Source organism: Enterococcus sp. C53 (genome assembly GCF_040887425.1).
Taxonomy (GTDB): domain Bacteria; phylum Bacillota; class Bacilli; order Lactobacillales; family Enterococcaceae; genus Enterococcus_B; species Enterococcus_B hirae.
In genome coordinates, this window is the sequence record NZ_JBFOFT010000008.1 from 1 (window position 1) to 26708 (window position 26708).

Annotated in this window: 22 protein-coding genes; 4 read left to right on the top strand and 18 right to left on the bottom strand. The window is 38.0% G+C overall.

The annotated features are described in order from the left end of the window. Positions 1-546: 546 nt before the first annotated feature. From lysS to pth, 12 genes are all read right to left on the bottom strand, one after another. Positions 547-2043, bottom strand: a complete 1497-nt coding sequence (gene lysS / locus AB3I42_RS10305) for a lysine--tRNA ligase (protein WP_010720573.1) — start codon at positions 2041-2043, stop codon at positions 547-549. A gap of 118 nt (positions 2044-2161) precedes the next feature. Next, a complete protein-coding gene (gene dusB / locus AB3I42_RS10310) occupies positions 2162-3157 on the bottom strand; it encodes a tRNA dihydrouridine synthase DusB (RefSeq protein WP_010720574.1) in 996 nt (331 codons plus the stop codon). Further along, positions 3158-4045 carry an Hsp33 family molecular chaperone HslO gene (gene hslO, locus AB3I42_RS10315; protein ID WP_010737293.1) on the bottom strand — a complete coding sequence of 296 codons (888 nt, stop codon included), beginning with the start codon at positions 4043-4045 and terminating at the stop codon, positions 3158-3160. Positions 4046-4220: 175 nt separating this feature from the next. After that, positions 4221-6332, bottom strand: coding sequence for an ATP-dependent zinc metalloprotease FtsH (ftsH, locus tag AB3I42_RS10320; RefSeq protein ID WP_010720576.1), 2112 nt, complete (start codon positions 6330-6332; stop codon positions 4221-4223). 90 nt (positions 6333-6422) lie between these two features. After that, entirely contained in the window at positions 6423-6968 is a 546-nt protein-coding gene (hpt, locus tag AB3I42_RS10325; protein WP_010737292.1) for a hypoxanthine phosphoribosyltransferase, read from the bottom strand. Then, on the bottom strand, positions 6968-8410 hold the full coding sequence (tilS, locus tag AB3I42_RS10330) for a tRNA lysidine(34) synthetase TilS (protein WP_010737291.1): 1443 nt from the start codon (positions 8408-8410) through the stop codon (positions 6968-6970). Before tilS ends, hpt begins: the two co-directional genes overlap by 1 nt. Positions 8411-8520: 110 nt before the next feature. Continuing rightward, a complete protein-coding gene (locus tag AB3I42_RS10335) occupies positions 8521-9003 on the bottom strand; it encodes a S1 domain-containing RNA-binding protein (RefSeq protein WP_010720579.1) in 483 nt (160 codons plus the stop codon). Between the two features lie 44 nt (positions 9004-9047). Beyond that, a complete protein-coding gene (locus AB3I42_RS10340) occupies positions 9048-9461 on the bottom strand; it encodes a septum formation initiator family protein (protein ID WP_010737290.1) in 414 nt (137 codons plus the stop codon). A 62-nt stretch (positions 9462-9523) separates the two neighbouring features. Next, positions 9524-9799, bottom strand: coding sequence for an RNA-binding S4 domain-containing protein (locus AB3I42_RS10345; protein ID WP_010720581.1), 276 nt, complete (start codon positions 9797-9799; stop codon positions 9524-9526). Beyond that, positions 9799-11409: an oligosaccharide flippase family protein gene (locus AB3I42_RS10350; RefSeq protein WP_010737289.1), complete on the bottom strand. Its 1611-nt coding sequence runs from the start codon at positions 11407-11409 to the stop codon at positions 9799-9801. Before AB3I42_RS10350 ends, AB3I42_RS10345 begins: the two co-directional genes overlap by 1 nt. 15 nt (positions 11410-11424) lie before the next feature. After that, entirely contained in the window at positions 11425-14946 is a 3522-nt protein-coding gene (gene mfd, locus AB3I42_RS10355) for a transcription-repair coupling factor (RefSeq protein ID WP_010720583.1), read from the bottom strand. A 15-nt stretch (positions 14947-14961) separates the two neighbouring features. Further along, positions 14962-15522: an aminoacyl-tRNA hydrolase gene (gene pth, locus AB3I42_RS10360; protein WP_010720584.1), complete on the bottom strand. Its 561-nt coding sequence runs from the start codon at positions 15520-15522 to the stop codon at positions 14962-14964. 353 nt (positions 15523-15875) lie between these two features. Here pth and AB3I42_RS10365 point away from each other — a divergent pair, with 353 nt between their 5' ends. The 3 genes from AB3I42_RS10365 to AB3I42_RS10375 all read left to right on the top strand — a co-directional run bounded on the left by AB3I42_RS10365 (position 15876) and on the right by AB3I42_RS10375 (position 18982). Further along, positions 15876-16850, top strand: coding sequence for an L-lactate dehydrogenase (locus tag AB3I42_RS10365; protein WP_368022480.1), 975 nt, complete (start codon positions 15876-15878; stop codon positions 16848-16850). A 170-nt stretch (positions 16851-17020) separates the two neighbouring features. Beyond that, complete coding sequence (locus AB3I42_RS10370) at positions 17021-18427, top strand: L,D-transpeptidase family protein (protein ID WP_368022481.1); 1407 nt, start codon at positions 17021-17023, stop codon at positions 18425-18427. 111 nt (positions 18428-18538) lie between these two features. Further along, on the top strand, positions 18539-18982 hold the full coding sequence (locus AB3I42_RS10375; protein WP_034866910.1) for a hypothetical protein: 444 nt from the start codon (positions 18539-18541) through the stop codon (positions 18980-18982). A gap of 238 nt (positions 18983-19220) precedes the next feature. Here the strand turns inward: AB3I42_RS10375 and AB3I42_RS10380 are convergent, their stop codons facing one another. Continuing rightward, complete coding sequence (locus tag AB3I42_RS10380) at positions 19221-19727, bottom strand: VanZ family protein (RefSeq protein ID WP_368022482.1); 507 nt, start codon at positions 19725-19727, stop codon at positions 19221-19223. A 118-nt stretch (positions 19728-19845) separates the two neighbouring features. On the opposite strand from AB3I42_RS10380, the gene AB3I42_RS10385 reads away from it, so the two are divergent. Beyond that, positions 19846-21648, top strand: a complete 1803-nt coding sequence (locus AB3I42_RS10385; RefSeq protein WP_010737286.1) for a M3 family oligoendopeptidase — start codon at positions 19846-19848, stop codon at positions 21646-21648. A 464-nt stretch (positions 21649-22112) separates the two neighbouring features. Here the strand turns inward: AB3I42_RS10385 and AB3I42_RS10390 are convergent, their stop codons facing one another. From AB3I42_RS10390 to rpe, 5 genes are all read right to left on the bottom strand, one after another. Further along, the gene (locus AB3I42_RS10390; protein ID WP_113803828.1) at positions 22113-23678 is read right to left on the bottom strand and encodes an NlpC/P60 family protein; all 1566 of its coding nucleotides are present in this window, start codon (positions 23676-23678) and stop codon (positions 22113-22115) included. A gap of 217 nt (positions 23679-23895) precedes the next feature. Next, positions 23896-24405 (bottom strand): rod shape-determining protein MreD, encoded by a 510-nt coding sequence (gene mreD / locus AB3I42_RS10395; protein ID WP_010737284.1) that lies wholly within the window; start codon positions 24403-24405, stop codon positions 23896-23898. A 3-nt stretch (positions 24406-24408) separates the two neighbouring features. Continuing rightward, on the bottom strand, positions 24409-25263 hold the full coding sequence (mreC, locus tag AB3I42_RS10400; protein WP_010720591.1) for a rod shape-determining protein MreC: 855 nt from the start codon (positions 25261-25263) through the stop codon (positions 24409-24411). Positions 25264-25418: 155 nt separating this feature from the next. After that, positions 25419-26054, bottom strand: a complete 636-nt coding sequence (locus tag AB3I42_RS10405) for a thiamine diphosphokinase (protein WP_181914671.1) — start codon at positions 26052-26054, stop codon at positions 25419-25421. Beyond that, positions 26055-26705, bottom strand: a complete 651-nt coding sequence (gene rpe, locus AB3I42_RS10410) for a ribulose-phosphate 3-epimerase (RefSeq protein WP_010720593.1) — start codon at positions 26703-26705, stop codon at positions 26055-26057. Positions 26706-26708 lie beyond the last annotated feature (3 nt).

Consider the following 26708-nt stretch of genomic DNA (forward strand, 5'->3'; position numbering starts at 1 on the left):
TGTAAGCTGTTGTTTTTTAACGACTCAGTTATCTTATCATGTGATCTCTCACACGTCAAGAACTTTTTGAAGTTATTTTTTATTTTTGTCAGAAGTTATTTAGTGATAACTTTTGAACAAATAATAATATACCAACTAAACCTTTAACGGTCAACGAATTTTTTGTATTTTTTCAAGTTTTTTTCATTGAACGATCATTTCTGTAATTTTAAAAATAATCATTCGTATTTTAATAGTTTTCCTGCGATATTACTCATCCCTTATTCTTTAATATTCGTTATAAATAAGAAGATAGTTTAATCAATCCACTCAAATACAAGCAAGCAATTCCTTTATCTATGCCTCCACATAATAAATTTTTCGATTATCCTCGCCTTGCATTTTTTTACCATACCTCATTATTTCAAAAAAGAAACTGACAAAAAGTGGTGTAAGTTTTACGCTATCTACTAAAAATAGAGTGATCCTTTGACTTCTCTCTTTTACTAGATTATAAAAAAAGAAGCCAACAGTTCTTGGCTTCTTTTTTATTCATATTCACCATATCTAACGCATCGTTGGGAATAGTAAAACATCACGGATCGACTGTGCATCCGTCAATAACATAACTAAACGGTCAATTCCGATACCTAGACCGCCAGTTGGTGGCATACCATATTCTAAAGCTTCCAAGAAGTCTTCATCGACACCGTGTGCTTCATCGTTTCCTAGCTCACGTTCTTTTTCTTGGGCCTCAAAACGTTCTCTTTGATCAATTGGATCATTTAATTCGGTAAAGGCATTCGCAAATTCCCGACCAACGATAAACAATTCAAAACGATCGGTAAAGCGTGGATCTTCTGGATTCTTTTTCGCCAATGGAGATACTTCTACTGGATGTCCGTAAACAAAAGTTGGTTGTGTCAATGTTTCTTCCACAAAAGTTTCAAAGAACTCATTGATGACATGTCCTACACCCATTGCTTCGGTCACTTCTACGTGATGCTCTTCAGCAAGTGCTAATGCTTCTTCTAATGTCATTTCTTTCCAGAAATCGACACCTGTTTGCTCTTTGATCGCATCTACCATATGGATACGTTTAAAGTCACTTTCCAAATCAACTGCTTGGCCATCATAAGTGATTTCTGCTGTACCAAGAACTTTTTGGGCTGCATTACGAATGATTCCTTCAGTCAAGTTCATGACATCCTGGAAATCTGTATAAGCGGTGTAAGCTTCTAACATCGTAAATTCTGGATTATGAGTTGTATCGATCCCTTCATTACGGAAAACGCGACCGATTTCGTAAACTTTTTCCATTCCACCCACAATTAGGCGTTTTAAATGAAGTTCTAACGCAATACGTAAGTATAAATCAATATCTAGTGCGTTATGGTGTGTAATAAATGGACGAGCTGCAGCACCACCGGCTTCATTGTGTAAGACTGGTGTTTCTACTTCAATATAGCCATTACCATCTAAATAACGACGGATTTCGCTAATAATTTGGCTACGTTTCATGAAGCGATCAAAACTTTCACGGTTACTGATCAAATCAAGATAACGTTGACGATAACGTTGTTCGATATTAGTCAATCCATGGTATTTATCTGGTAGCGGACGTAAAGCTTTTGATAAAATAGTGATTTCTGATGCCTTGATTGAAACTTCGCCAGTGTCAGTCTTCATGATTTCACCTGTTACGCCAAAGAAGTCTCCTAAATCAGCATGTTTGAATACATCATAGGCTTCATCACCTACTTGATCTTTACGTACATAAATTTGGATTTGGCCTTCACGATCTTGTAAGTGAGCAAATCCAGCTTTTCCTTTACCACGACGAGTGATCATTCGACCGGCTACACTTGCAGTTAGCCCCATCTCTGCTAATTCTTCTTTTGTTCTTGGATCAAACAATTCATGTAATTCTTCTGAATTGTGCGTACGTTCAAATCGTTTACCAAAAGGATCAATCCCATTTTCTCTTAATTGCTCCATTTTTTGACGGCGAACAAGCATTTGATCGTTTAAATCTTCTACTTGATGTTGTTGTTCCTGTGTCACAAAAGTTCCTCCATTCTCATGTTATTCTCTTTCCTATAATGCCAATGAAACACAAAAAAAGCAAGCCGAACTTAAAGTTCGACTTGAAAATTCACGAAAAACTTAGAAAATCACTGGATTATTTCACAGATACTTTTTCTGTTTTCTCTAAAAAGCGGTCAAGCAGTTCATTGATTTCTACTTGTTTTTCTGCTTGATTGATTGCAACTTTTACTTTTGCTGCTCGAGAGATTCCTTTTAAATAATAGGAAGCATGCGTCCGAAATTCTCGGCACGCAACAACCTCCCCTTTTAAATCGACTAAACGTTTCAAATGTAATTTAGCGGTCTCGATTTTTTCTCTTGGTGTTGGTTCAGGGATTAACTCGCCGGTTTCTAAGTAATGCTGGGTGCGATGGATCATCCAAGGATTGCCTAACGCTGCACGCCCGATCATCACACCATCCGCTCCTACGTATTCTAACATTCTTTTAGCATCTTCCGGAGTTTTGACATCTCCATTGCCCATAAATGGGATTTTGAGCTGACTTTTAACTTCTTTCAATACTTCCCAGTTTGCTTTACCTTCATACATTTGTACTCTCGTACGTCCGTGCATGGCGATTGCACTGGCACCAGCTGCTTCAGCCGCTAAAGCATTTTGCACAGCAAAGACATGTTGGTCATCCCAACCAATTCTCATTTTCACAGTAACTGGTACATCAACGGCAGAAGAGACAGCTTGCACCATCTCATAAACTTTATCTGGATCCAATAACCATTTAGCGCCTGCTTCTGCTTTGATGATTTTGTTCACTGGGCAACCCATATTGATATCAATGATGTCAGCCGCTGTATTTTCTTGAACGAATTGGGCAGCCTCGACCAAAGTATCTTTGTTTCCACCAAAAATTTGCAAGCTTAGTGGATGTTCTGTTTCTTCGATATGCAGCATCTCTAATGTTTTCTTGTTTCTAAAATGGATTCCTTGGTCACTGATCATCTCACAGACGACTAATCCAGCACCGAACTCTTTGACGGTCACACGAAAAGCTGAATTAGTGATTCCAGCCATCGGTGCGACAACTACTCGATTGGGAATTTCAACATGTCCGATTTTCCATGTATGTTCCACTTATTTTCCTCCCAGCGCTTCTGCTTTTAGCTCGGATAATTCTGCTTCACTGTATTCATACTTGTTGTTGCAGAATGAACAAACGGCTTCTGCTCCGTGATCTTCATCAATCATCGCTTGGATTTCTTCTGCCCCTAAAGCAATAATTGCTTCCCCAAATTTTTCTTTTGAGCAATCACATTTGAATTGTACCGGCATTTTCTCTAAAATATTCAACTCACTAGTTCCTAGTAAACCTTCAAGAATTTTTTCAGGTGTTAATCCTTCGTCTAATAAAGTAGAAATACGTGGTGTCGTTTTTAATTGTTCTTCGATTTTACTGATAGTTTCTTCATCTGCACCAGGCATGATTTGGATCATAAATCCACCAGCTGTTTTGATACTGTCATCCGTGTTAACTAAAACGCTCAATCCAACTGCTGAAGGAATCTGTTCTGAGATTGCAAGATAATAGGTAAAGTCTTCCGCAATTTCTCCAGAAACAATAGGTGTTTGTCCCGAAAATGGTTCTTTCAAACCGAGGTCTTTAGTAACACTGAACATCCCTTGCGTTCCCACAGCACCACGCACATCAATTTTTCCTGCTTCATTCAAAGGTAGGCTCAAATGAGGGTTTTGGATATAGCCTTTGACTTCTCCTTTACCATTTGCATCTACCACAATCCCATTAGCCGGACCATCCCCTTGAATCCGCACAGTTAACTTGTCTTCGCCTTTTAGCGTCGAACCTAGTAAAAGTCCGCCAACAAGCGTACGACCTAATGCAGCCGATGATGTATGCCAAGTGTCGTGTCGTTTTTGGGCTTCTGCAACAGTATTTGTTGCTTGAACTGCATAAGCACGTACATAGCCATCATAGGCCAGTGCCTTGATCAAATAATCTTCCATTTATTTATGTACCTCTTTTCCGATTTTTAAATTCATAGTGAATCATACTAGTTACGCTGATAATTTTCAACTTATGAATGTTATCTTTTCTTTTATTTGCCTATTCTATAATAAAAAATAAAACAACTACTAAAAAAGAGCCACGACTTTTGTCGTAGCTCTCATTTTTTAGCGATTATTTCGGTTGATCATCCGAATCATCTGTTGAAGAAGTTTGATGTTCTTCTTCATTTAATTCTTTTTTCTCTTCTTCAAATTCTTTCTTATCGTGCTCAAAATCTTGCTTTTCTTCCGCTTGTTTTTCTGCGTCTTTTTCTTCCAAAGCACGTTTTGCTTCTTCAAAAGTTTGCGCTTCTTTTTCACTAGGATAGTTAGCAGATTCTGAACCTTCAGGCATAACACCTTTTTCAAATAAAGATTTGATTGCTTTCGCATCGAGTGTTTCAAATTCTAACAGTTTTTCAGCGATCAATTTATGTTGTGCTCGATGTGCTTCGATGATCTCATGCGCTTTTTGATGAGCTTCCATCAAAATCTTACGCACTTCTTGGTCAATTTCAAAAGCCACTTGTTCAGAGTAAGCTTTCGTTTGACCATAGTCACGACCAACGAATACTTGATGATTTCCTTCATATTGAACTGGACCTAAACGATCACTCATTCCATATTCAGTTACCATGCTTCGTGCTAAAGCTGTTGCTTGTTCAAAGTCATTAGAAGCCCCAGTTGATTGAACGTTGAAGATGATTTCTTCTGCTGTTCGACCACCAAGCAAACCAACGATTTGTTCAAACATATCTTCTTTTGTCATCAAGAATTGATCTTCTTTTGGTAAGGCGATCATATAACCACCTGCACGTCCACGTGGAATAATGGTTACTTTATGAACCACACGTGCCCGACTCAAGACTAAACCAACGATCGTATGACCTGCTTCGTGATAAGCCACCATTTCTCGTTCTTTTTTGCTGATTACGCGATCTTTCTTAGCTGGACCTGCAATCACGCGATCTTCTGCTTCATCAATATCTGAAGCATCGATTTTCTTCTTGTTACGACGAGCCGCAACTAAAGCTGCTTCGTTTAAGACATTTTCTAAATCTGCACCAGCAAAACCTGGTGTTTGTTGTGCCACGACTTTCAAATCAACGTCATCTGCCATCGGTTTGTTTCGTGCGTGAACACGTAAGATTGCTTCACGGCCTTTCACATCTGGACGACCAACTAAAATTTGACGGTCAAAACGTCCTGGACGTAAAAGTGCAGGGTCAAGTACATCTGAACGGTTTGTTGCAGCAATGACGATGACACCTTCATTCCCATCAAATCCGTCCATTTCAACTAGCAATTGGTTCAGTGTTTGTTCACGTTCATCATGTCCACCGCCCATGCCTGCGCCACGTTGACGACCAACAGCATCAATTTCATCGATGAAGATGATTGCTGGAGCATTTTTCTTCGCTGTTTCAAATAAGTCACGAACACGACTTGCCCCAACACCCACAAACATTTCTACAAAGTCAGAACCTGAAATAGAGTAAAACGGTACACCCGCTTCTCCAGCTACAGCTTTTGCCAACAATGTTTTACCAGTTCCTGGAGGTCCTTCTAAAAGAACACCAGCTGGGATACGTGCGCCTAACTCAACAAAACGTCGCGGATCTCTTAAGAATTCAACAACTTCAACCAATTCTTGTTTCTCTTCTTCTGCACCAGCGACATCTGAGAAGCGTACACGGTTAGCTTTTTTGTCGGCTTCTTTGGCTTTTGATTTACCAAAGTTCATGACACGGCCACCGCCGCCTCCGCCACCACCTTGTTGCCCCATCATCATATAGAAGAAGAACACAAGGATGATAATTGGTAAGAAGCTTAGCAATAAGGATACCCATACGCCACTGCTTGATTCTTCTTTGACTGTTGTAGCTACGTTATGTTCTTTCGCTAAATCAGTCACTTGGCTAAGTGTGGTATCGTTTGGCAAAATAATCGTTGTAAAGTGTGTCGTTTTTGTATCTGTCGATCCTAAGATAGCAAGTCCACCACTGTTAGAGACGGTTTGCTGTTCTTTATACTCTCCAGAAATTTTATATACACCATTTGCAGGTTGCACTTCAAATTCTTTGATTTTACCTGCTTGTAATTGTTCTGTAAATTTTGTGTACTCGATATCTGACGATCGTTGGCCGTTATTACCAAAGATAAAATATACGACCATAACCATCGCTAAGATTACGAGGACATAATACAAGGCATTTTTCATCATGCCATTGTTTTTTTTGTTCATAGTTGCCCTCCCTATGCGTTATTTTAATTTAGCATTTTTTTTATCAATCCTGACCATTCTATTGTAACACAATTTATAGTAGATACAGCACTAATTTGATTGATAAACGCTAGGCTTCAATACACCGATGTATGGTAAATTACGGTAAGCTTCTGCATAATCTAATCCGTAACCCACTACAAATTCATTAGGAACATTGAATCCAACATAGTCTGCTTCAATATCAACTACTCTACCTTCTGGTTTATCAAGCAATGTGACAATTTTCACTGATTTTGCTTTACGGTATTTAAATAGATCAACCAAATAAGCGAGTGTTCTTCCACTATCGATGATATCTTCAACGATCAGTAAGTCACGACCTTCAACATTGGTATCTAAATCTTTGACGATTTTGACTTCTCCTGATGAAACCGTTGCATTTCCATAACTTGAAACATCCATAAAGTCTATTTCCAAGTGAGCATCAATCGAACGTATGATATCTGCCATGAATGGAACAGCGCCTTTTAGAACACCAACAACGAGTGGATTATTATGCTTATAAGTTTCTGCCAATTCTTTGCCTAGTTCTTCACAACGAACTTGTATTTCTTCTCTTGTAATCAAAACTTTTTCAATATCCTTTTCTAACATCAGGTTCTCCTTCCAATTGCTTCTTTGTGATATTTGTAAAGAAGTATGTAGTGTATTTTATCAGTTTCTACACCAATACTCAAATAGGAATAGGTAAATGGGACCAAACTATAAATATTTTCATTTTGATCCCTCACGACCCATGCCTCTTTTCTTTGTGAATCAGGTACTTTGTTATCAATCAAATATCTGGATATTTTCTTTTTTAGTTTGCTATTTAGCTGGATACGCTCTCCTGCTTGTCTCTTTCCTACAAACAGTTCTTGATGTGAAGATAGCCAAAGATCATGAGAAAACTCGTCCCAATCATCTGCTTTTCTAGCTTCTTCGGCTGCTTCAGGTGTAAACAAGCCGATCCAGCAGCTTTCATCTAACCTGATGCGTTGATTCAACTCTAACTTATGTGCCTCTGTTCGTTCTTGTATTGTTTTTGAGGGATCAGCTTTCTCTTGGATAAGATAGATTTTTTCATAGCTACGTTGCAGAACCCACCCTCGTTCAAGAGTAATTTTCCATTGGCCTTTTTTCTGTTGACACTGTTGTAAAATCAGTTGGATTTGTTTTTCTTTGATCACGATCGCTGTTTTTTCAAAAAAATGATCAAAGAATGCGTATAAGAAATAATAGTTTTCTTCTTCTGGCATCTCCGCTAATAGTTTCCAAGGAAAATGCACCCGTTCGTTTTCTTCTACGACATTTTCCATCAAGACTTTCTTCATGTGTGTTTGAATCAATCGATCTGCCCATTGGATCTGCTGCGAAAAACGTTGAAAATGAACCATTGCTTGTGGATTTTCTTGTTTTAGTTGAGGCAGAACCAAATGACGAAGGCGATTACGTTGAACATCCAACTCTTGATTCGTATGGTCTTCAAAATAAACCAGCTCTCGCTCTGAAGCATATTGATATAATTGCGCCTTACTAAATCCTAGTAACGGACGAATCAATCGACCATTGGAGAAGGGTTGGGCTTCTTTGATCCCAGCATAGGTACTAAGTTGCCCCCCACGCAACAACTTCATTAAAACCGTTTCCATTTGGTCATCCCCATGATGTGCCGTCATTAGGCAGTCATAGCTGCCGCTTTGCATCTGCTTCGCAAACACTTGATAACGAAACTCTCGAGCCGCTGTTTCAATGCCCTTTTTTGTTGGCTTTTCCCAAACTTCCACTTGTAACGGGAGTTGATGTTGTTGACAATACTTCTTTAAATACGCAACTTCATGAACAGATTCTTCTCTTAATTGATGATTGATATGGGTCACTGCCAAAAAGAAACCCCATTTTTTTTGCGCTTCCATCATTAAATCCAGAAGGACCATAGAATCTACTCCCCCAGAAACCGCCAGTAGCGCTCTTGTTTGTTCATTCAAATAACCATTGATTTCACAATTTGTCAAAAAACGTTGTCTGATCTTCCTTGCGTCTTGTTCTTCTTCCATCGAATCACTTCCTTGTTCCTTCTCGGCTTCGATCAACCTACCATCAAAGATTCCAATGAAAAAAAGAGCGGACAAAAGTCTGCGACAATTGCCTGCTCTTAAGTTTTTGGTTAGCTGCGACGTCCGCCGCGTCCGCCACGTTTACCTTCTGTATTGCGCTTCAAGGAAGTCAATCGATCATCACTATCCTTTAAAAATGAACTCATTAATGAATCGAAGTCTTCTTTATGGTTATTAGAAGATTGACTGCGAGAAAAAGGTTTTTTCTGTGTTGAACGACCTCGATTATCGCGAGGATCTCTTTGTTGGTATTTTTTTGGACGCTTATCATCATCTGATTCTGTTGATTCCGCTGGTTTTGGTTGTGTTTGACGGATTGATAATCCAATTTTACCATCATCATTAACTGAGATAACTTTAACAGTTACTTCATCACTGACACTTAAAACATCATGAATATCTTTGATATAGCCATTTGAGACTTCACTGATATGAACTAGACCAGTTTTTCCAGCTCCTAAATCAATAAACGCGCCAAAATTTGTAATTCCTGATACTTTCCCTTGCAGTTTTGCTCCTACCTCGATTGACATAAAAAAAATGTTCCTCCTAATTATTAACCTATTTATAATACTGCTTATTTTGCAGTTGTTGAACTAGTTGTTTGGTCTGTGTCATCCGTATTTGATTCTAATACTGGATAAACCTGCTCGCCTTCTTTTGAATAAAAGTATTTGCTTCTCGCAAGTTTCGCCACATAGTCATCATCTTTCAATAATGAGACATCCTGTGTTAGCTGATCCACATCAGCATTGACTTGGCTTAATTCCGTATTTGCTTCAACTTTCAATTCGTTTAATTGATTCATTCTTTGCATATCACGAAAAATTTGAAAACCTAAAATTGCGAAAATGACCAAAGCACCTATAAAAATAACTGCTAATCGACGTCTACGAAAAATCAACTGGCGTTGTTGTTCTTGAAATTCGACATATTTTTTCTTTGCATACTCTGTATCTAAAGCAGCAATTTTGTTGCTTTTTTTTGTCACTTCTCTTCGCTCCAATCTTTTTTGATTGTCGTTTTCATTATACCAATATCATTGAGGGTTGTCTAATCTATTTCGTCAGTGTTTTGCTTGCGAATCTCCGAAATGATCTCATACATTTTTTGAGCATCTTCTTTTTTCGTTGACTCATGTAATTCATTGACTTTTACTTCCATTGTTTTGTTTCCAAATTGAATCTTCAATTGATCGCCTACCTTGACATCACTAGAAGATTTAGCCAATTTTCCGTTGATTTGAATTCTTCCTTTATCTGCCACTTCTTTTGCTACAGAGCGGCGTTTGATAATTCGAGAAATTTTAAGAAATTTATCTAATCGCATTAGGATTCCTCACTTTTATTTTTTATAAGTTTATTAAATCGTAAAATCTTTTTTCCAAACGGTAACATCAACCATTCTCTAACCGTAAATAATTTTGTCCAGATCACAGCATTCACAAAGACGAACGCTCCGATTCCTACACCTGCTAAACTGGCAAAGAACGCAGAAGACCGATGAGCAACCGGGCCAAAAATCATCGTCAGCCCGCCATAATAAATCAGTAAGGCTAAGATCATCCATCCCAAACATTGAAGCAATTTACTTCCAAAGCGGCGTTCTTTCCAGAACTGATTGATTTCACTAGTCTCCGTATGGACAAAATACCATAGAGTGACAGCCAATCCTAGCAAGGTCGACAAACTAGCTCCTACTGTCCCTAGATAACCAGTTAGAAACGGGGTTGCCAATGCTTTGGCTAACAGCCCCCAGCCTGCACCTTTCAAAGAGGGACGAAAAGAATTTTTACTTTGGGCAATACTTTGATAGGTTTGGATGATCGCTGTTAAAGCAATTGCAAAGACGAATAGCACCAACGCTGCATTCCCAGCGTAATCTTTAAATAGCGCATAGTTGATATACGGTAAAAGCATAGCTAGACCTACAGAAGCAGCTAATGCTAAAGTCGTTGTTAACCGTAAATAGATTTTGGCAGTCTTTAGAAATTGACTATGCACAGCCGTTATCAAGTATTTCGTCAATGCAGGTAAGAAAGTCGCACTTAATGCAGTTGCAATCACTAGTCCTAATTGAACTAACGGTTGCCCACGATCATAGACCCCTTTTGCAATTTTTGCACTTTGTTCAGATAGTCCATAAACTTGAAGCGCATTTTTTACAAAAAATGAGTCGATCAGCTGAAAGAAAATCAGCAGACCACTATAGATTGACACTAAGCCCCCTTCAACTAAAAAACGCCGGATCAATCGTTTGTCAGGTCGTTTCGTGACCGAAAAATGTCGAAAACTTAACGCCCCACCATGGATCTTTTGTTCATAATAGCGCAACACACCATAGGCACAAAGTCCCCCGATGACTGCACCACTCATAGCAGCAGTTCCTGTTTGGTAAACTGACCAGCCAAATAGTCGAAAAGCAAAGGCACTGAAAACGATGATCGCCACTCTCACAAATTGTTCAACGACTTGTGAAACAGCTGTCGGTTCCATCAAAAATCTGCCTTGGAAATTTCCTCGATAAAAAGATAGTCCTGGCATCAGTAAGAAAGTAAATGAAACGATTTGGATCAGCGGTCGTAATTGCTGATCCCCCATCATCCAAGCAATCCAACGGCTAAAGAGAAAAGTAAACAGCCACAGAACAATCCCTGTCCAAAAAACTAATGGATAAAGCCGTTGCAGTGCTTCTTTTCGCTGAATTGGATCTTTTCGTTCAGCGACATATTTTGAAATGAATTGCGGTAAACCAGACAACGCTAAAGTCATGGCAATCCCATAGATTGGGTATACTTGTTGGTATACATAAAATCCTTCATCACCAACTAAGTTTTGGAGCGGAATGCGGTACAGCGCACTTAGGACTTTTGCTATGAAAGAAGCAATCGTCAATATAAATGCGCCATGCATCACGCGACGCATCTCTTTATGGTCCAAAGTATTCGCTCCTTCCTAAGCAGACAGATATTTTTGTTCACGTAAAGCTTTGACAAAACGTTGGATTTCTTGCAACCAAACTGCTTCATCGGTCTTGTTAGGAACCGTTAGTCGAATCACCATTTTTTCTTTTTCTACACCTAAACTTGCTTTTAGTTTTGTTGCAGTCAAAGCTTCAAATAACTGTTCTACAGTATAGCGTTTTGTTCCTGCTTTACTTAGATTAAAGACGATAGTCTGCTGTTGCTTGCGAATTGTTTCAATCAAGGCGCGATCGCCATCCATTTTGATTTGGCCAATCGTTAAGAGATGTGCCACCTCTTCAGGGTATTCCCCAAAACGGTCTAAAAGATCATCTTCTAATTCATCAAGCATTTCTTGTGAATCAAGTTCCCTGATCCGTTTATAAATTTCAATTTTCTGTCTTTGGTCCGAAACATATTCTTCTGGCAAGTAAGCATCGACCCCAAGATCGATTTCAACTGCTGTTTTTTCCACTTGGTTGTTCTTTCCTTGTTTACGTAAAACAGCATCACTTAACATTTGCGAATACATGTCGAATCCGACAGCATCAATAAAGCCGTGCTGCTGCGCACCTAGCAGATTTCCTGCTCCTCGGATCGATAAATCCCGCATAGCGATTTTAAAACCAGAGCCTAGTTCGGTGAAATCTTTAATGGCTTGAAGACGTTTTTCGCTGACTTCATTCAAGATTTTTTGTTGTTCATACATGAAGTAGGCGTACGCCACTCGGTTGCTTCGTCCCACACGACCTCGTAATTGATAAAGAGTCGATAGCCCCATGTAATCAGCATTTTCAACGAAGAGCGTATTCGCATTTGGAATATCGACACCCGTTTCAATGATCGTCGTTGTGACTAACACATCATATTGTCCTTCAATAAAATCAAACAATGTATTTTCTAATTGCGCTTCAGTCATTTGACCATGCGCATAACCAATCCGTGCTTCTGGTACAAGTTCTTGAATTTCTTCCACTTTTTGTTCGATCGTCTCTACTCGATTATAGAGATAGAACACTTGACCGCCACGCCCCATTTCTCGATGGATAGCTTCACGAATCGCTCCAGGATTTTTTTCCATCACGTAAGTTTGAATCGGATAACGATTGGCAGGCGGTGTTTCGATCACTGATAAATCACGAACCCCGAGCATTGACATGTGGAGTGTCCGTGGGATCGGTGTCGCTGTCAACGTCAAGACATCCACTTGGGCACGTAGTTGTTTCAAACGTTCTTTATGTTTTACACCAAAACGCTGTTCTTCGTCAACGATCAATAACCCTAAGTCACTAAATTCAATGTCTTTAGATAAGATACGATGCGTTCCGACTACGATATCGATTTGTCCAGTACGTAATTGTTCAATCGTTTCTTTTTGTTGTTTTTTCGTTCGGAAACGACTCAATAGACCTACATTTACTGGAAATCCTTCAAAACGTTCCAACATCGTTTCATAATGTTGTTGGGCGAGAATGGTCGTAGGAACTAAAAAGGCAACTTGTTTACTTTCCTTGACGGCTTTAAAAGCAGCTCGTAAAGCCACTTCCGTTTTACCGTAGCCAACATCACCAACGAGCAAACGATCCATCGGTTTTTCTTTTTCCATATCTCGTTTGATCTCTGCGGCACTCCGTAATTGGTCATCCGTTTCAGAGTATGGGAAGGCATTTTCAAATTCTTTTTGATACCCATCATCCGGTCCAAACGCATACCCTTTTTCTGATTCTCTGGCAGCATATAGTTTGATCAGATCATCTGCGATATCTTCAATTTTAGACGAAACCTTTCTTTTGGTTTTCGTCCATTCACTACTGCCTAATTTATTGATACGAGGTGCTTTTGATTCAGAAGCAACATATTTTTGGATCAAATTCAGCTGGGTAACCGGAATAAATAATTTATCGTCATTTTGATAAAGGATCGTCATGTAGTCTTGATGGACACCATCCACTTCTAACGTTTCCATCCCAATATATTTACCGATCCCGTGATTTGCGTGAACGACATAGTCGCCTGCTTTTAGTTCATTATAGCTTTTTAAACGTTCCGCATTAGTTACGGTTTGTCGCCGTGTTTGTTTCTTCGTCGTTTTTTGGAAAATTTCTTTTTCCGTAATTGCGACTATTTTTTCTTGAGGAAGTTCGAACCCTGTTTGCAGCGCACCTTCCACTAGTTGCACTTGTCCTCTGATCAGTTTTTCTTTTTCGGTTTCCACGACTAGGATCTCTTCATCACGTAACATCTGCTCCGCTTTTCTAATCCGTTCTTTCGTAGGAATAAAGATGACTACTGTTTGTTCTTGCTTACGCCATCGGTCCATTTCTGTTTTCAATAATGGCATTTGACCGAAAAATTGTTGCATCGTACGATATTGAAAATTGTGAATCGCTTGAAAACGTAAATTCCCCATACCCTTTTGAAAAAGCGCAAAAAAAGTCGTCACAAATTTTTCTTTTTGAACTAATTTATGCACATCATTGACAAAGACTTGCTCTGAGAAGACACGTAATTCACTAATTTTTTGTGTTTGCCATTCAGCTGCTTCTCTTTCGATCTCCCGATTTGTTTCCATGATTCGTTGATAATCATCCACAATGAATAAACTACTTGTTGGAAAATAATCAAGGATCGTCGTTTCTTCTTGATAAAGAAGATCAGCATAAAGTTTCGCGTCTTCTGTCGGATTTCCTGCTTGCCATTGCGCGATCACTTGTCCAAAATAATCCTGCACGAATTGGCGGTCTGTTTCTTCTGAAATCGTCGCTAGTTTCTTTTCTAACAACTTTTCCAGTCGGTCGATCCCATGAAGTAAATCAGCTTGGTCGTAGACCTGTTCACTTGTTGGTGCGATCCAAATTTCTGTTACTTTTTCGATCGAGCGCTGAGTTTCTACTTCAAAATATCGCATGGAGTCAATCTCTACATCAAATAATTCGATACGTACGGGATGTTCGAGATTGATCGGGTAGATATCAATGATGCTGCCACGAATACTATACTCTCCTGTTTTTGCCACCATCTCAACTCGTTCGTAGCCTAATAAAGTCAATAGACGAGGCAGATCGTCAACGGCTATTTCCTCTCCCGTTCGCCAAGTCAATTGGGCTTGTTTCCAAACTTTTGGACTGGGTAATCGTTTATGCAATGCTGCTACTGGTAATAAATAGACCCCTGGTTGTTTTTGTTGTAAGGCATTTAGTGTAGCAACTCGTTCTCTTCTTGCTTCTGGGGAAGAAAAAGCCATTTCCGCAGAAAGAACTTCATCTACTGGAAAAGAATGTATTTGTTCTGCTGGCAAAACATGTTGCAAATCTTCTGCTAGTTGATTCGCATAATACAGATTAGGCATTAATACGACTAAGTTTTTCTTTGTTTTTTTGAACGCTCGAGCAAAGAGAAGAGTTTTGGCTGAACCAGCTAAACCAGTGATCAATTGTCTTGGTGATTTTTCTTCTATCTGGTTGAGCCATTCCTTTACCTGTGGATCTTTACCAATTAATTGAACGATATCCATTTTTTTCCTCCTTCGCTAATTGAATTTGTTCATCGTATCGATAAACGAATGACCATCCAGCATAAACTCGAGTGCTGCCACTGACTGATCGATACTTGCTTCAATCAATGGTTGAACTTCTTTACTAAATGGGCTTAGCACGTGTTGAACAACAGTTTTGTTTCCTTCTGGTCGACCAATGCCTACTTTGATACGGTCAAATACATTCGTATTCAAGTGAGAAATGATACTTTTTATTCCATTATGTCCACCAGCACTCCCTTTTTGGCGCAAGCGGATCTTGCCAGTTACAAGATCTAAATCATCATAAACAACAACTAATTCTTCCGGATAAATACCGAAATAAGTCATTAATGGTCCTACAGCACGACCAGATTCGTTCATAAAAGTTTGCGGCTTCACTAATAAGATTTTTTCTCCTTGATAGAAAAACTCTGCAACTTCCGCTTCAAATGTATTTTTTTTAAACACAGCTTGTTGCTTTTCAGCCATGCGATCAACGACCATAAAGCCGATATTATGTTTGGTTTGTGCATATTTGGTTCCTGGGTTTCCAAGCCCTACGATCATTTTCATTTGTTCTACCACCTAATTGAAAAAAGCAGCACAAAAGGCTGGAGCGCCCTAAAGCAATCCAGTCTTTGACTCATTTTTTCATTTTTTTACTTTCTACTATTAAGTATAACACACAAGTACCTGTTTCAACAAAAAGAGAATGTTTAACAAATGATAAAGAAATTAAAATTTTCTTCAAAGTCTAATAAATTAATAACCTTTTAAAAATAGTGAAATCACGCACATGTAAGCTTTTACATATAATACAACCTTGTTATCTGTTATATTTTATAGCCAAATAGCGTGACAGCGGGCTTGATAAATGTTAGCATAGGCATGGGAAAAAACAAAATCAATGGAAGGATTGATATATAATGACTGCAGCTGCAGAAAAAAAAGATCATCAAAAAGTAATTCTTGTTGGAGATGGCGCCGTAGGTTCTAGCTATGCCTTTGCCCTAGTTACTCAAAACATTGCACAAGAAGTAGGTATCGTAGATATCAACACAGCAAAAGCTGAAGGAGATGCTATTGATTTATCACATGCTCTAGCATTTACTTCACCTAAAAAAATCTACTCTGCTACTTATGCAGATGCACATGATGCTGACTTAGTAGTTATCACTGCTGGTGCACCACAAAAACCAGGTGAAACTCGTTTAGACTTAGTAAATAAAAACTTAAAAATCAACCGCGATGTAGTAACACAAATTGTTGAATCAGGATTCAATGGTATTTTCTTAGTTGCTGCTAACCCAGTAGATATTTTAACTTACTCAACTTGGAAATTCTCAGGCTTCCCTAAAGAACGCGTAATCGGTTCAGGTACTTCACTTGACTCAGCTCGCTTCCGTCAAGCACTTGCAGAATTAGTTGATGTTGATGCACGTAACGTCCATGCTTATATCTTAGGTGAACACGGTGACTCAGAATTTCCTGTTTGGTCACATGCTAACGTTGCTGGTTTACAAATTTATGAATGGGTTAAAAACAATCCAGACGTTGATGAAGAAGCAATGGTTAACTTATTCTTTGGTGTACGTGATGCTGCTTACACAATCATTGAAAAGAAAGGCGCTACTTTCTATGGTATCGCTGTAGCCTTAGCACGTATCACTCGTGCCATCTTAGATGATGAAAATGCTGTACTTCCACTATCTGTATTTATGAATGGTGAATACGGCTTGAACGATATCTACATTGGTGCCCCTGCAGTAATCAACCGTCAAGGTATCCAAAAAGTTATCGAAATCCCTCTAAGTGACAGCGAACAAGATCGTATGGCTGCTTCAGCTAAACAATTAAAAGAAATCTTAGATGAAGCTTTTTCTAAATTAGACGCTGAATAATTAGAATAAATTTAACCACTTAATCAAGCAGAATGTCAGCATTCTGCTTGATTTTTTTACTTAACGATCGTTAAATTTTTGCTAAATCATTTGTCCCCTTCGTCTTTTTTCTCAAAATATGCTATGATTAGTTCGTTATACGCTAAACTATCAAATAAGGAGCTGCCCGCATGACAAGATCTTCTCATCATAAAAAATCGAAATCGCTACACATTGGTCTATTAACTACGCTAGGCGTATTCCTCGCATTAATCGGCTTTTACGCTTACCGCAGTACATATTACACCAATCATTTTTTACCTAACACGGAAATTAATTCCATCAATGTAAGTAACCTGACCGTGCAACAGGCAAATGACAAATTAAAAGACACCTTTTCCAATAAAAAGCTGACGATTGAAGAAAATGGGAAAGTTTGGGAAGAGATCGCAAAATCTGAGCTTGGTTATAAAGATGACTTTTCAGCAGATTTATCTCGATTGTTAAACCAACAAAATGCTTGGTCATGGGGCATGAACTATGTTTCCGCTAGTGAAAAACAAGAAATTGATCCACAAGATACTGATCATCAAAAACTAGATGAAACGCTGGCTTCCACGACGAATAAGCTAACCGAATTAAATAAAGATCGGACACAGACACAAGATGCGACGATTGAAAAATCTGGTGACTCTTTCAAAATAAAACCAGAAATAACTGGCGATACGATTGATGTGACAGCAGCTATCAACGCGCTGAAAACCAGTGTTAAGGATGGCAAAAACAAAATTGATTTGACTAAATTTCAAACAAAACCAAAAGTGACAGCGACCGATAAAAATTTAACAAAACAAGTCGATGAAATGAATGCCATTGCTAATACCAAAGGAACCTATAGTATCAACGGTAATACTTTCCAGATACCTCGTTCTGAAATTGCTAACTGGCTAACTTACACAGATGGTAAAGTTGATTTAGATACAACACAAGTTAAAAACTATGTAACAGGTTTAGGAGAAAAATATAACACGAGTACGAATGACACGAAATTTAAAAGTACAAAACGTGGTGAAGTAACGGTTCCTGTTGGTACCTATAGTTGGTCAATCAAAACTGATGCAGAAACAGAAGCTTTGAAGTCAGCCATTCTGGCAGGTAAAGACTTTACCCGATCACCAATTGTTCAAGGTGCCACAACAGCTGATCATCCTTTAATAGAAGATACCTATATCGAAGTTGATTTAAAAAACCAACATATGTGGTATTACAAAGATGGTAAAGTTGCGCTAGAAACTGACATCTTGTCTGGAAAACCTACGACCCCTACTCCAGCTGGTGTTTTCTATGTTTGGAACAAAGAGGAAAATGCCACATTAAAAGGAACGAATGATGATGGAACCCCTTATGCAAGTCCTGTAAACTACTGGATGCCAGTTGACTGGACCGGTGTTGGTATCCATGATTCCGACTGGCAACCTGAATATGGTGGCGATCTTTGGAAAACTCGTGGATCTCATGGATGTGTCAATACGCCGCCAAGTGTCATGAAAGAATTGTTTGGCATGGTAGAAAAAGGTACACCAGTAATCATTTTCTGATAGCTTCAATAAAAAATGAATTCATAAAAAAACTGGTTTCTCAACAAAGTTTATCTTAAACTTTAGAGAGACCAGTTTTTTTACGTCTATCACTATCAAAGGGGGAATAAAATGGACGATAAGTTACAAGCTAAAAAAACTTATTATCAACAGTTTCTTGGTTACACTGAGCAACAGATCTTAGAATTATCCGCCAGTATCGCAGACCAGCAAAAACTACTCGTCAAACCAGAGAATAACGAATTTGAACAAAAGATTTTAGTCAAAAAACTAGCTAGTGACAAGAGAAAAATGCAATCATTTTTAAATGGTAAGGGCCTCCTCTGTTCAATCCTTCAGCAGCTGGATATTATTCATACTACGATCGCGAATCAAGATCAAAATAATTCGCTATGGAATAGGTTTTTTCGCTCATCATCCAATGAGTTGGCTAATCACCAGAAATTATTACATACATATGAACTTCTGTTTGAAGAAATAATGAAAGGATTATACAGCGATACACAAAAGGCGTCACCGTATAAAAAACTAGTGCCCAAAGAGAGGTACAGATAATGATTCAAGGATAAAATCAACCACTCCTAAAATAAATTCCAATCCAATCTATCAATAAATAAACAACAGCTGGCTTTGATCCACAAGTTCTATTCTATAAAAATGAATCACAAGTATACTACGAAATGAAGCCGAAAAATCCTAAAATAGAAAACTATTTTAGAATTTTTCGGCTTCATACTCAATTTTAATTACTTCTATAACTCATTTTTTCATGTACACTAATTGATACTTCTACCTAAAATTTTTTTCTCACAAAACCAACGATCAAGCATAAGACAATCGCTGTCAACGCCCCCATTGAATCGAGCATGACATCTTGGAAAGACGGTGTTCGATCCCCTGTAAGCATCTGATGAAATTCATCTAACCCAGCATAACCGGTCGCCGATAACCAAGCTAAGACACTTGTTAACCACCAGATTTTTATTTTAGGAAAGACCCCTAAAAACAAACTACCACCTAAAATAAAATAAGACCCAAAATGAGCACCTTTTCGTAAGAAAAATTCAACGAATTTACCATAACCTAAATGATCCACACTCACTACCCCATCGCCATAAGTAAAACGAATATTATCAAATACTTGTTTAAACGGATGATTGGGAAACCACTCTTCGATCCTGGAGACTTGGGATTGTTGTCCGTAAGTTTGCGATGAACTGTAAAATAAGAGAGCCATGATGAGTACTGCAATAACTAAATAAAAGTTGCCATTTTTCATTTGTTTTTTTATTGAATTCATAAGTCACCTCTGCCATTTATAATAGCTCTTTTTTTGCGAAACAACAAACTTTTCTTAGAGACTTAAATAAGAAAATAATGCTATACTAATTGTATTATAAATTGAAGGGAGCTTTTTCATGACATATTCACTAAATTGGGATCTTGATTCAATTTTTTCAGGTGGAAGTGATTCCCCAGCCTTAAATGAACGCTTAGAACAATTAGAAAAACAAATCAATACCTATTATCAATCCGTTAATCAATGGGATCATTCAGTCAGTACAAATGATGAACTTACGACACTGATCAAACAACAAGAAACAATTACAGAAGGTTTTTCTCAATGTAATAGTTATATTACGGCTTTGTTATCTGCGAATGTCAAAGATACCCAAGCAAAGCTTTTATCAGGAAAATTATATGCACTATTACCACGTTGGCAATCAGCCGATACGATTTTATCGAAAAAATTTGCAGAAATATCTGACAATAATTGGCAAACATTGCTCCAAACAGATGCATTTTCTTTGATTGCTTTTCGTATGAATGAGATTCGCAGAGACGGTCATCGTTTATTGTCCGAAGCAGAAGAAAACATCATCAATACACTCTCATTAGACGGGCTGAATGCGTGGAGCAGTCATTACGACACAATTGTGGGAACAATCGTGATTCCATTTGAAGAAAATGGCAAGGTAACTGACTTGTCAGCAGGTCAAGCCTTCAATAAAATGATGGGTGATCCAGATCCACTCGTACGTGAAAAGTTATTTATCGCCTGGGAAAAAGCTTGGCAAGAAAAAACGTCTTTACTATCGGACACATTAAATCACTTAGATGGTTTCCGTTTATCAACCTATAAACTACATGGTATGAACGACTATTTACAAAAACCATTAGAATACAATCGTTTAAAAAAAGAAACACTTGATGTGATGTGGGCAACTATCCAAAAAAATAAACAACCGTTAGTTGATTACTTAACAAGAAAAGCCAATCTTTTCGGTAAAGAAAAAATGGAGTGGCAAGATCAAGATGCACCAATTATTTTAGGAGATCTAAAGGAAAAGACGTTTACCTTTGACGAAGCTGCCTCTTTCATCATTGAGAATTTTCAAAAATTCAGTCCCAAAATGGCAACCTTTGCACAATCTGCATTTGAAAAAAGTTGGATTGAAGCAGAGGATCGTCCGGGAAAACGACCTGGCGGGTATTGTACTGAGCTGCCAGAAACCCAAGAATCCAGAATTTTTATGACCTATAGTAACTCAGTCAATGAAGTAGCTACGCTAGCCCACGAATTAGGTCATGCCTTTCATAGCAGTGTCATGTGGGATCTGCCAGCATTGAACCGTGATTATGCAATGAATGTTGCAGAAACTGCTAGCACGTTTGCTGAATTGATTGTCGCTGATGCTACCTTAAAAGCAGCCAAAACGAAAGAAGAAAAAATCAATTTATTAGATACTAAATTACAAAATGCTTTGGCCATGTTTATGAATATCCATTCTCGTTTCATTTTCGAAAATCGTTTCTATTCTGCGCGACAAGAAGGACTTGTTTCAGAAGAAGAAATCACTCAAATGATGGTTGAAGCTCAAAAAGAAGGTTATCATGATGCCTTAGCTACTTACCACCCACACTTCTGGGCAGCTAAATTGCATTTCTTTATTGATGATGTTCCTTTTTATAACTTCCCTTACACGTTTGGCTATTTATTTAGTTTAGGTATTTATGCTTATGCAAACAAAAAAGGAACAAGTTTTGAGCAAGAATACATTGAGTTATTAAGAGATACAGCTTCAATGACAACCGAAGAACTTGCTCAAAAACATTTAGGTGTTGACTTAACGAAACCAGATTTCTGGCAAGCTGGCATCGATATGGTTTTAGAGGATATCAATAGTTTCATGACACTTTCTGAAGAATATGTACATTAATTGATCAAGCTAAATCATTACTAGATAAAATGATCGATTCATAAACAGTAAAAATAGCAGTTTTTTCATTCATTGGAAATCCTATTTTGACTAATAAGTCCAAATGAGCTAGAGAGAATAGTGATTGGTTTACACCAAGCTTCTTCACTCTAGCTCATTTATTTTGGTTGCTTCGTCTCTCATTCCAAACATCCATGATCATTTTTTGTGAAAATCACCAATGTCCCCTACTATTTTATAGCTACATATAAACTTCATTCTTTACTCACTGATTGCATTACAGACTAAAAAAGACACGTTGTCAAAGGATATTGGTAAAAAGAAACCTTAGAATCATAGGGTATCATTTTTATACTTTTTAAACCATAAAAAAGATGTTGGTGAATTTCACCAACATCAAAAAGAATAGAGCCACAAAAAAAAATGAACAGGAAGATTTCTCCTCCTGTTCATTCTATTTATTATTACATACTTACTGCAAAATCAGGTGTATACCATTGAACTGAACCAACTTTAACATTTTCACCTGGTTGTGGTGCATGGATATATTGTCCGCCACCTAATGAAATAGCTACGTGATAAGTTCCGCCAGCAGAACCCCAGAATAATAAGTCTCCAGCTTTTGCTTGAGAAACTGAAATTTTTGTTCCAGCTGATTCTTGAGGTACTGTCCAACCACCGATGTCACGGCCAGTTACTTGTAAATATACATAGCGTGTAAATCCAGAACAGTCAAAGCCACTTGGATCTTTACCACCCCATACATATGGAGTACCAATATATTTGTAAGCTTCTGCTACAATCGCAGCGCCGTTCACACTACCAGAAGGATTTGGTGCTGGTGCTGGAGCAGGCGTTGGTGTAGGTGTTGGAGCTGGTGTTACAGTATTGTTGTTATTGTTGTTATTTGTTGTACTGTTATTAGTGCTATTATTAGTGCTATTGTTTGTATTATTATTTACATTTGTATTAGAGCTGCTTGAACTGCTTTCTGTATTCGCAGGTGTTGACTCTTGTGTAGAAGATTCAGGAACTGTTGATTCTTCTGTTGAAGATGATTCAGTAGAAGAAGAGCCAGTTGATGAATTTTCTGTTGTTGTAGAAGATTCAGTAGATGTTGATTCTTCTGTTGTTGAAGACTCAGGAGCTTTTGATTCTTCACTTGAAGATTGTGCAGCTGATGAGCTTTCTGTTGTAGTTGATGCTGATGATGAAGCTTGTGTTTGTGCAGCTTGTGTTTGTGCAGCTTGTGCAGCAGCTTGTTCACGTGCTTCTTTTTCAGCTTTTTCTTGAGCTGCTTGTTGACGAGCTTGTTCTGCTAAGCGAGCTTGTTCACGGATACGTGCTTGCTCTGCTTCAGCTTCAGCTTTCTTACGGTTCAAGTCAGCTTTCTTATCTTCTGCTGTTGCTTGTTCAGCAGCCAATGAAGTTTTCAAGACATTTAAGTCAGCTTGTTTTGCTAATAAATCGCCTTTTTGTGACTCTAAAGCAGCTTGGTTGTCAGCAAGTTCTTTTTGTTTTGCTTCATTTTCAGCTTTTTTCGCTTCTACTGCTTGTTTGTCTTCTTTTTGTTGTTGTACTAAGTCTTGGTTTGCTTTAACGATTGTAGACATTGCTTGGATACGACCAACAGCATCTGCTAATGAATCTGCATTTAACACAGCGTCAATATAGTTTGAACTAGTATTTTTTACTTGTGTTTCACGTGCTTGTTTTTGGATTGTTGCTTCACGTTTTTCAATACGTTCTTGTAAATCTTTGATTTCTTGTTTTAATTGAGCAGATTCTTTACGCAATGTATCTTGTTTAGTTAATAAATCTTGCGCTTTTGTGTTAATAGCAGAAACTTGACCTTCTAATGCTTCAATTTGCGATTGTGCACTTGCTTGTTGGTTTTGTAAGTCTGCAATTTTTTTGTCTTGTTGTTGTATCTGAGAATCAAAATCGTCCGCCGCGGCAGCGATCGGTGATCCTACGGCAGTTAAAGCGATTGAACTTAGCATTACCGCTGATAATAAACTCTTTTTCACTCTTCATTCCTCCGACTGGCTTAATTTAATAAATATCTAAATATATTTAAGTCTTTCTTAACGATATAAAAATTGTACCATAGCAGTATGTCAACGATATAATAGTTATGTTACAAAAACATTTCAAAATAAAATCTTAAAATGACAAACATGTAAGTTTCAATGATTATTCACAAAATATGACATTTATTTCAGAAATCAGTACAAAAAAAAGAAATTATTCATCACTGAATAATTTCTTGAATGGAAAAACGAAAACTGCGAATAGAATCATCGTTAATAATAAAGTTGGCCCAAGATATCTAGTAATAAAGTAAGTGTTATTTACAGATACTAATTTGAAAATCAATTGTACAGCTAAAGTGAACAACTCATACCCCGTAACAAAAATAATCATACTAAAAAATTCTGTAAAGATATTAAAGTGGATATAAGAACTCATCGAATACATAATAAAGACCATCAGTGGTAATGCCACCGCATAGATCCCGATTACACCGATATAGTAGGTATCAAAGATTGCTCCAAGGACGACCGTTGTAATCAATAAATACCTTTTAGGAAATTTCATACTGCAAAACAGCAAAGCCAAAATGAGAAAATGGGCACTAGCCATGTATTGCCCATTTGACCACTCGACAAACATTCTAGTCAAATGCCCATCAATCAACATCAATAAGAACAATACAACTGGCAAGTAATATTTCATTGTATCTTTTTTCAGCATAGGTTAATCCTCCACCAGTCGTTGCACGATCGTCACAACTGGCAGATCATACATTCCAGCGTAAGGCTTAACATATACTTCACGATCCAAGCCATAACTATCTGGTTTGGTCTTGATGACTGTTCCGATCGGCAGATCTGCTGGTGAGTTCCCACCTAAGCCAGAAGTTTGAACGACGTCGCCTTCTTTGATATTCGTATCTCCAGTTAATTGTGTCACGACTAACGCTTGCAGTTTTTCGTCATAGTTTTTCAATAATCCAAACGCTTCTCCACTAGAAGAAGATACCCGAACTGGGAAATGATTCGAACTTTCATTTGACGAAGTCAGCAGCTCGATCTTAGAAGAAGTACGATTGACTTCAACTACTCGACCAATTAATCCTTTTTGTGCCATTACCGCCATGTTCACTTCAATGCCATCTTTTGATCCTTTATCAACGATCAACATATCTTGCCAAGTATCTGGTGAGCGTGTAATCACATTCGCCGTTACTTTTTCATAGTTAGTCAATGTTTGATTTAAGTTAAGTTCTTTCTTTAATGCTTCGATTTCTTTTTGGTCATTTTTATTTTTTAATGCTAATTCATCATAACTATCGATTTTCTCTTTTAATCGCTCATTTTCAGAATAAGTCGTGAAAAGATTATGGACTGAATCCACTCCATTTTCGACCCATCTTACGGGCGCAGAGATTGCACGGTCAACAAATGAAACACTGTCATTGACAAAAGACTGGAAGAAATTAGGTTTTCCTTCATTCGCTCGTTGCGCGGCAGTCACACTTAAGATTGTCACCACAATGATAACAATGATTAAGGTAATAATAATATTTTTATTAGGATTGAACTTCTTCACAAAGACACCTCGAATTAATTAGACTCTTATGGTCAATTTTATCACTAATTGAGGCGAAACAAAAGGTATGACACCTCTCTTAAGCTTTTTTTTAGTAAATAATTTGACTTGTCATTTTTAACTATTTCTGTTGTATTTACTCGGTTAGAGCAAACTTAATCTTTACTTTGAATCACTGCGACTATCCCAGTTGAAAAGGAAAAATCAGCCGTATCTGAAATAAATTCATTGCTTGCATAAGAAGTTGCTTGGCTCACATCAGTTGTTTCCAGTTCATACTTGCTCTTTTGGATGGACAGCTCTGTTACAGGCGTCAAACAACAATAGGCCAAATAACGCATTTTATCCATTTTGGTAATCACATGTTTGCCAGGTAAATAGTAGGTGACATGATTTTGACGATCCCAAATAATGATCTTTTGAGCATGTGGTTTAAATCTTGGTTCTAACGGCAGCCAAAGGTTAGCAAGCAGGTGATCCAATCGACCACCAGTTGCGCCAATGATCGTGATTGTTGCTTCTGGATATCGTTCAATGGCTTGACACAACCCCAACTGCGTATCTGTATCATCTTTTTCTGCTGGTGCTTGGATCAGTTCATTCGTTGCTTGTTCAACTTGTTTTTTTTCATCTACCGATAACGAATCAAAGTCACCGATTGCTAAATCCAAGGGGAAATTGTTTTGAAGAAGATACCATGCACCACGATCAATGCCTACATAACAGTCATAACTGTTTTGTAGTTCTGGCCAATTTTCAGGAGAACCTCCTGCCACTAATAAAACCTGCATTTATTTCAATGCCTCTTTTAACTGGTTGATTTGACCCACTGGATCTTCTGAGTTATAGATATAAGAACCGGCAACGAAAACATCTGCTCCAGCTTTTTGACAAATTTGTGCGGTTTCAGGAACGATACCGCCATCTACTTCAATGGAATAATGCCAATTATTTTGCTCGCGTAATTCTGATAATTCAGCAATTTTCTCTACCGTTTCTTCAATGAAACTTTGTCCACCAAATCCTGGGTTAACAGTCATCACTAAGACCTGATCTGCTATCGGTAAAACATGTTTGATCATCGTTATAGGTGTGCCTGGATTAATCACGACTCCTGATTTCACGCCTAGATCTTTCATCATTTGCAATGCTCGATGAATGTGTGGAGTGGCTTCCACATGCACCGTGATGATATCTGCTCCAGCCTTCGCAAACGCCGGAATATATTTTTCCGGGTCAACAATCATCAAATGCACGTCTAGTGGTAACTTAGTAATTGGTCGAATAGCTTGTACGATATTGGGACCAAATGTAATATTTGGAACAAATTGTCCATCCATTACATCTACATGGATGTAATCTGCCCCTCCTTTTTCTACTAGTTCGATGTCTCTTTGTAAATTAGAAAAATCTGCGCTTAAGATAGATGGTGCTATTTTCATTAA

What these genes read in the sequence shown, in the direction of transcription:
- hslO (WP_010737293.1), bottom strand. Translation starts at nt 4,045, where the DNA reads ATGGAAGATTATTTGATCAAGGCACTGGCCTATGATGGCTATGTACGT.
- ftsH (WP_010720576.1), bottom strand. Translation starts at nt 6,332, where the DNA reads ATGAACAAAAAAAACAATGGCATGATGAAAAATGCCTTGTATTATGTC.
- hpt (WP_010737292.1), bottom strand. Translation starts at nt 6,968, where the DNA reads ATGTTAGAAAAGGATATTGAAAAAGTTTTGATTACAAGAGAAGAAATA.
- tilS (WP_010737291.1), bottom strand. Translation starts at nt 8,410, where the DNA reads ATGGAAGAAGAACAAGACGCAAGGAAGATCAGACAACGTTTTTTGACA.
- AB3I42_RS10335 (WP_010720579.1), bottom strand. Translation starts at nt 9,003, where the DNA reads ATGTCAATCGAGGTAGGAGCAAAACTGCAAGGGAAAGTATCAGGAATT.
- AB3I42_RS10345 (WP_010720581.1), bottom strand. Translation starts at nt 9,799, where the DNA reads ATGCGATTAGATAAATTTCTTAAAATTTCTCGAATTATCAAACGCCGC.
- mfd (WP_010720583.1), bottom strand. Translation starts at nt 14,946, where the DNA reads ATGGATATCGTTCAATTAATTGGTAAAGATCCACAGGTAAAGGAATGG.
- pth (WP_010720584.1), bottom strand. Translation starts at nt 15,522, where the DNA reads ATGAAAATGATCGTAGGGCTTGGAAACCCAGGAACCAAATATGCACAA.
- AB3I42_RS10365 (WP_368022480.1), top strand. Translation starts at nt 15,876, where the DNA reads ATGACTGCAGCTGCAGAAAAAAAAGATCATCAAAAAGTAATTCTTGTT.
- AB3I42_RS10370 (WP_368022481.1), top strand. Translation starts at nt 17,021, where the DNA reads ATGACAAGATCTTCTCATCATAAAAAATCGAAATCGCTACACATTGGT.
- AB3I42_RS10375 (WP_034866910.1), top strand. Translation starts at nt 18,539, where the DNA reads ATGGACGATAAGTTACAAGCTAAAAAAACTTATTATCAACAGTTTCTT.
- AB3I42_RS10380 (WP_368022482.1), bottom strand. Translation starts at nt 19,727, where the DNA reads ATGAATTCAATAAAAAAACAAATGAAAAATGGCAACTTTTATTTAGTT.
- AB3I42_RS10385 (WP_010737286.1), top strand. Translation starts at nt 19,846, where the DNA reads ATGACATATTCACTAAATTGGGATCTTGATTCAATTTTTTCAGGTGGA.
- mreD (WP_010737284.1), bottom strand. Translation starts at nt 24,405, where the DNA reads ATGCTGAAAAAAGATACAATGAAATATTACTTGCCAGTTGTATTGTTC.
- AB3I42_RS10405 (WP_181914671.1), bottom strand. Translation starts at nt 26,054, where the DNA reads ATGCAGGTTTTATTAGTGGCAGGAGGTTCTCCTGAAAATTGGCCAGAA.
- rpe (WP_010720593.1), bottom strand. Translation starts at nt 26,705, where the DNA reads ATGAAAATAGCACCATCTATCTTAAGCGCAGATTTTTCTAATTTACAA.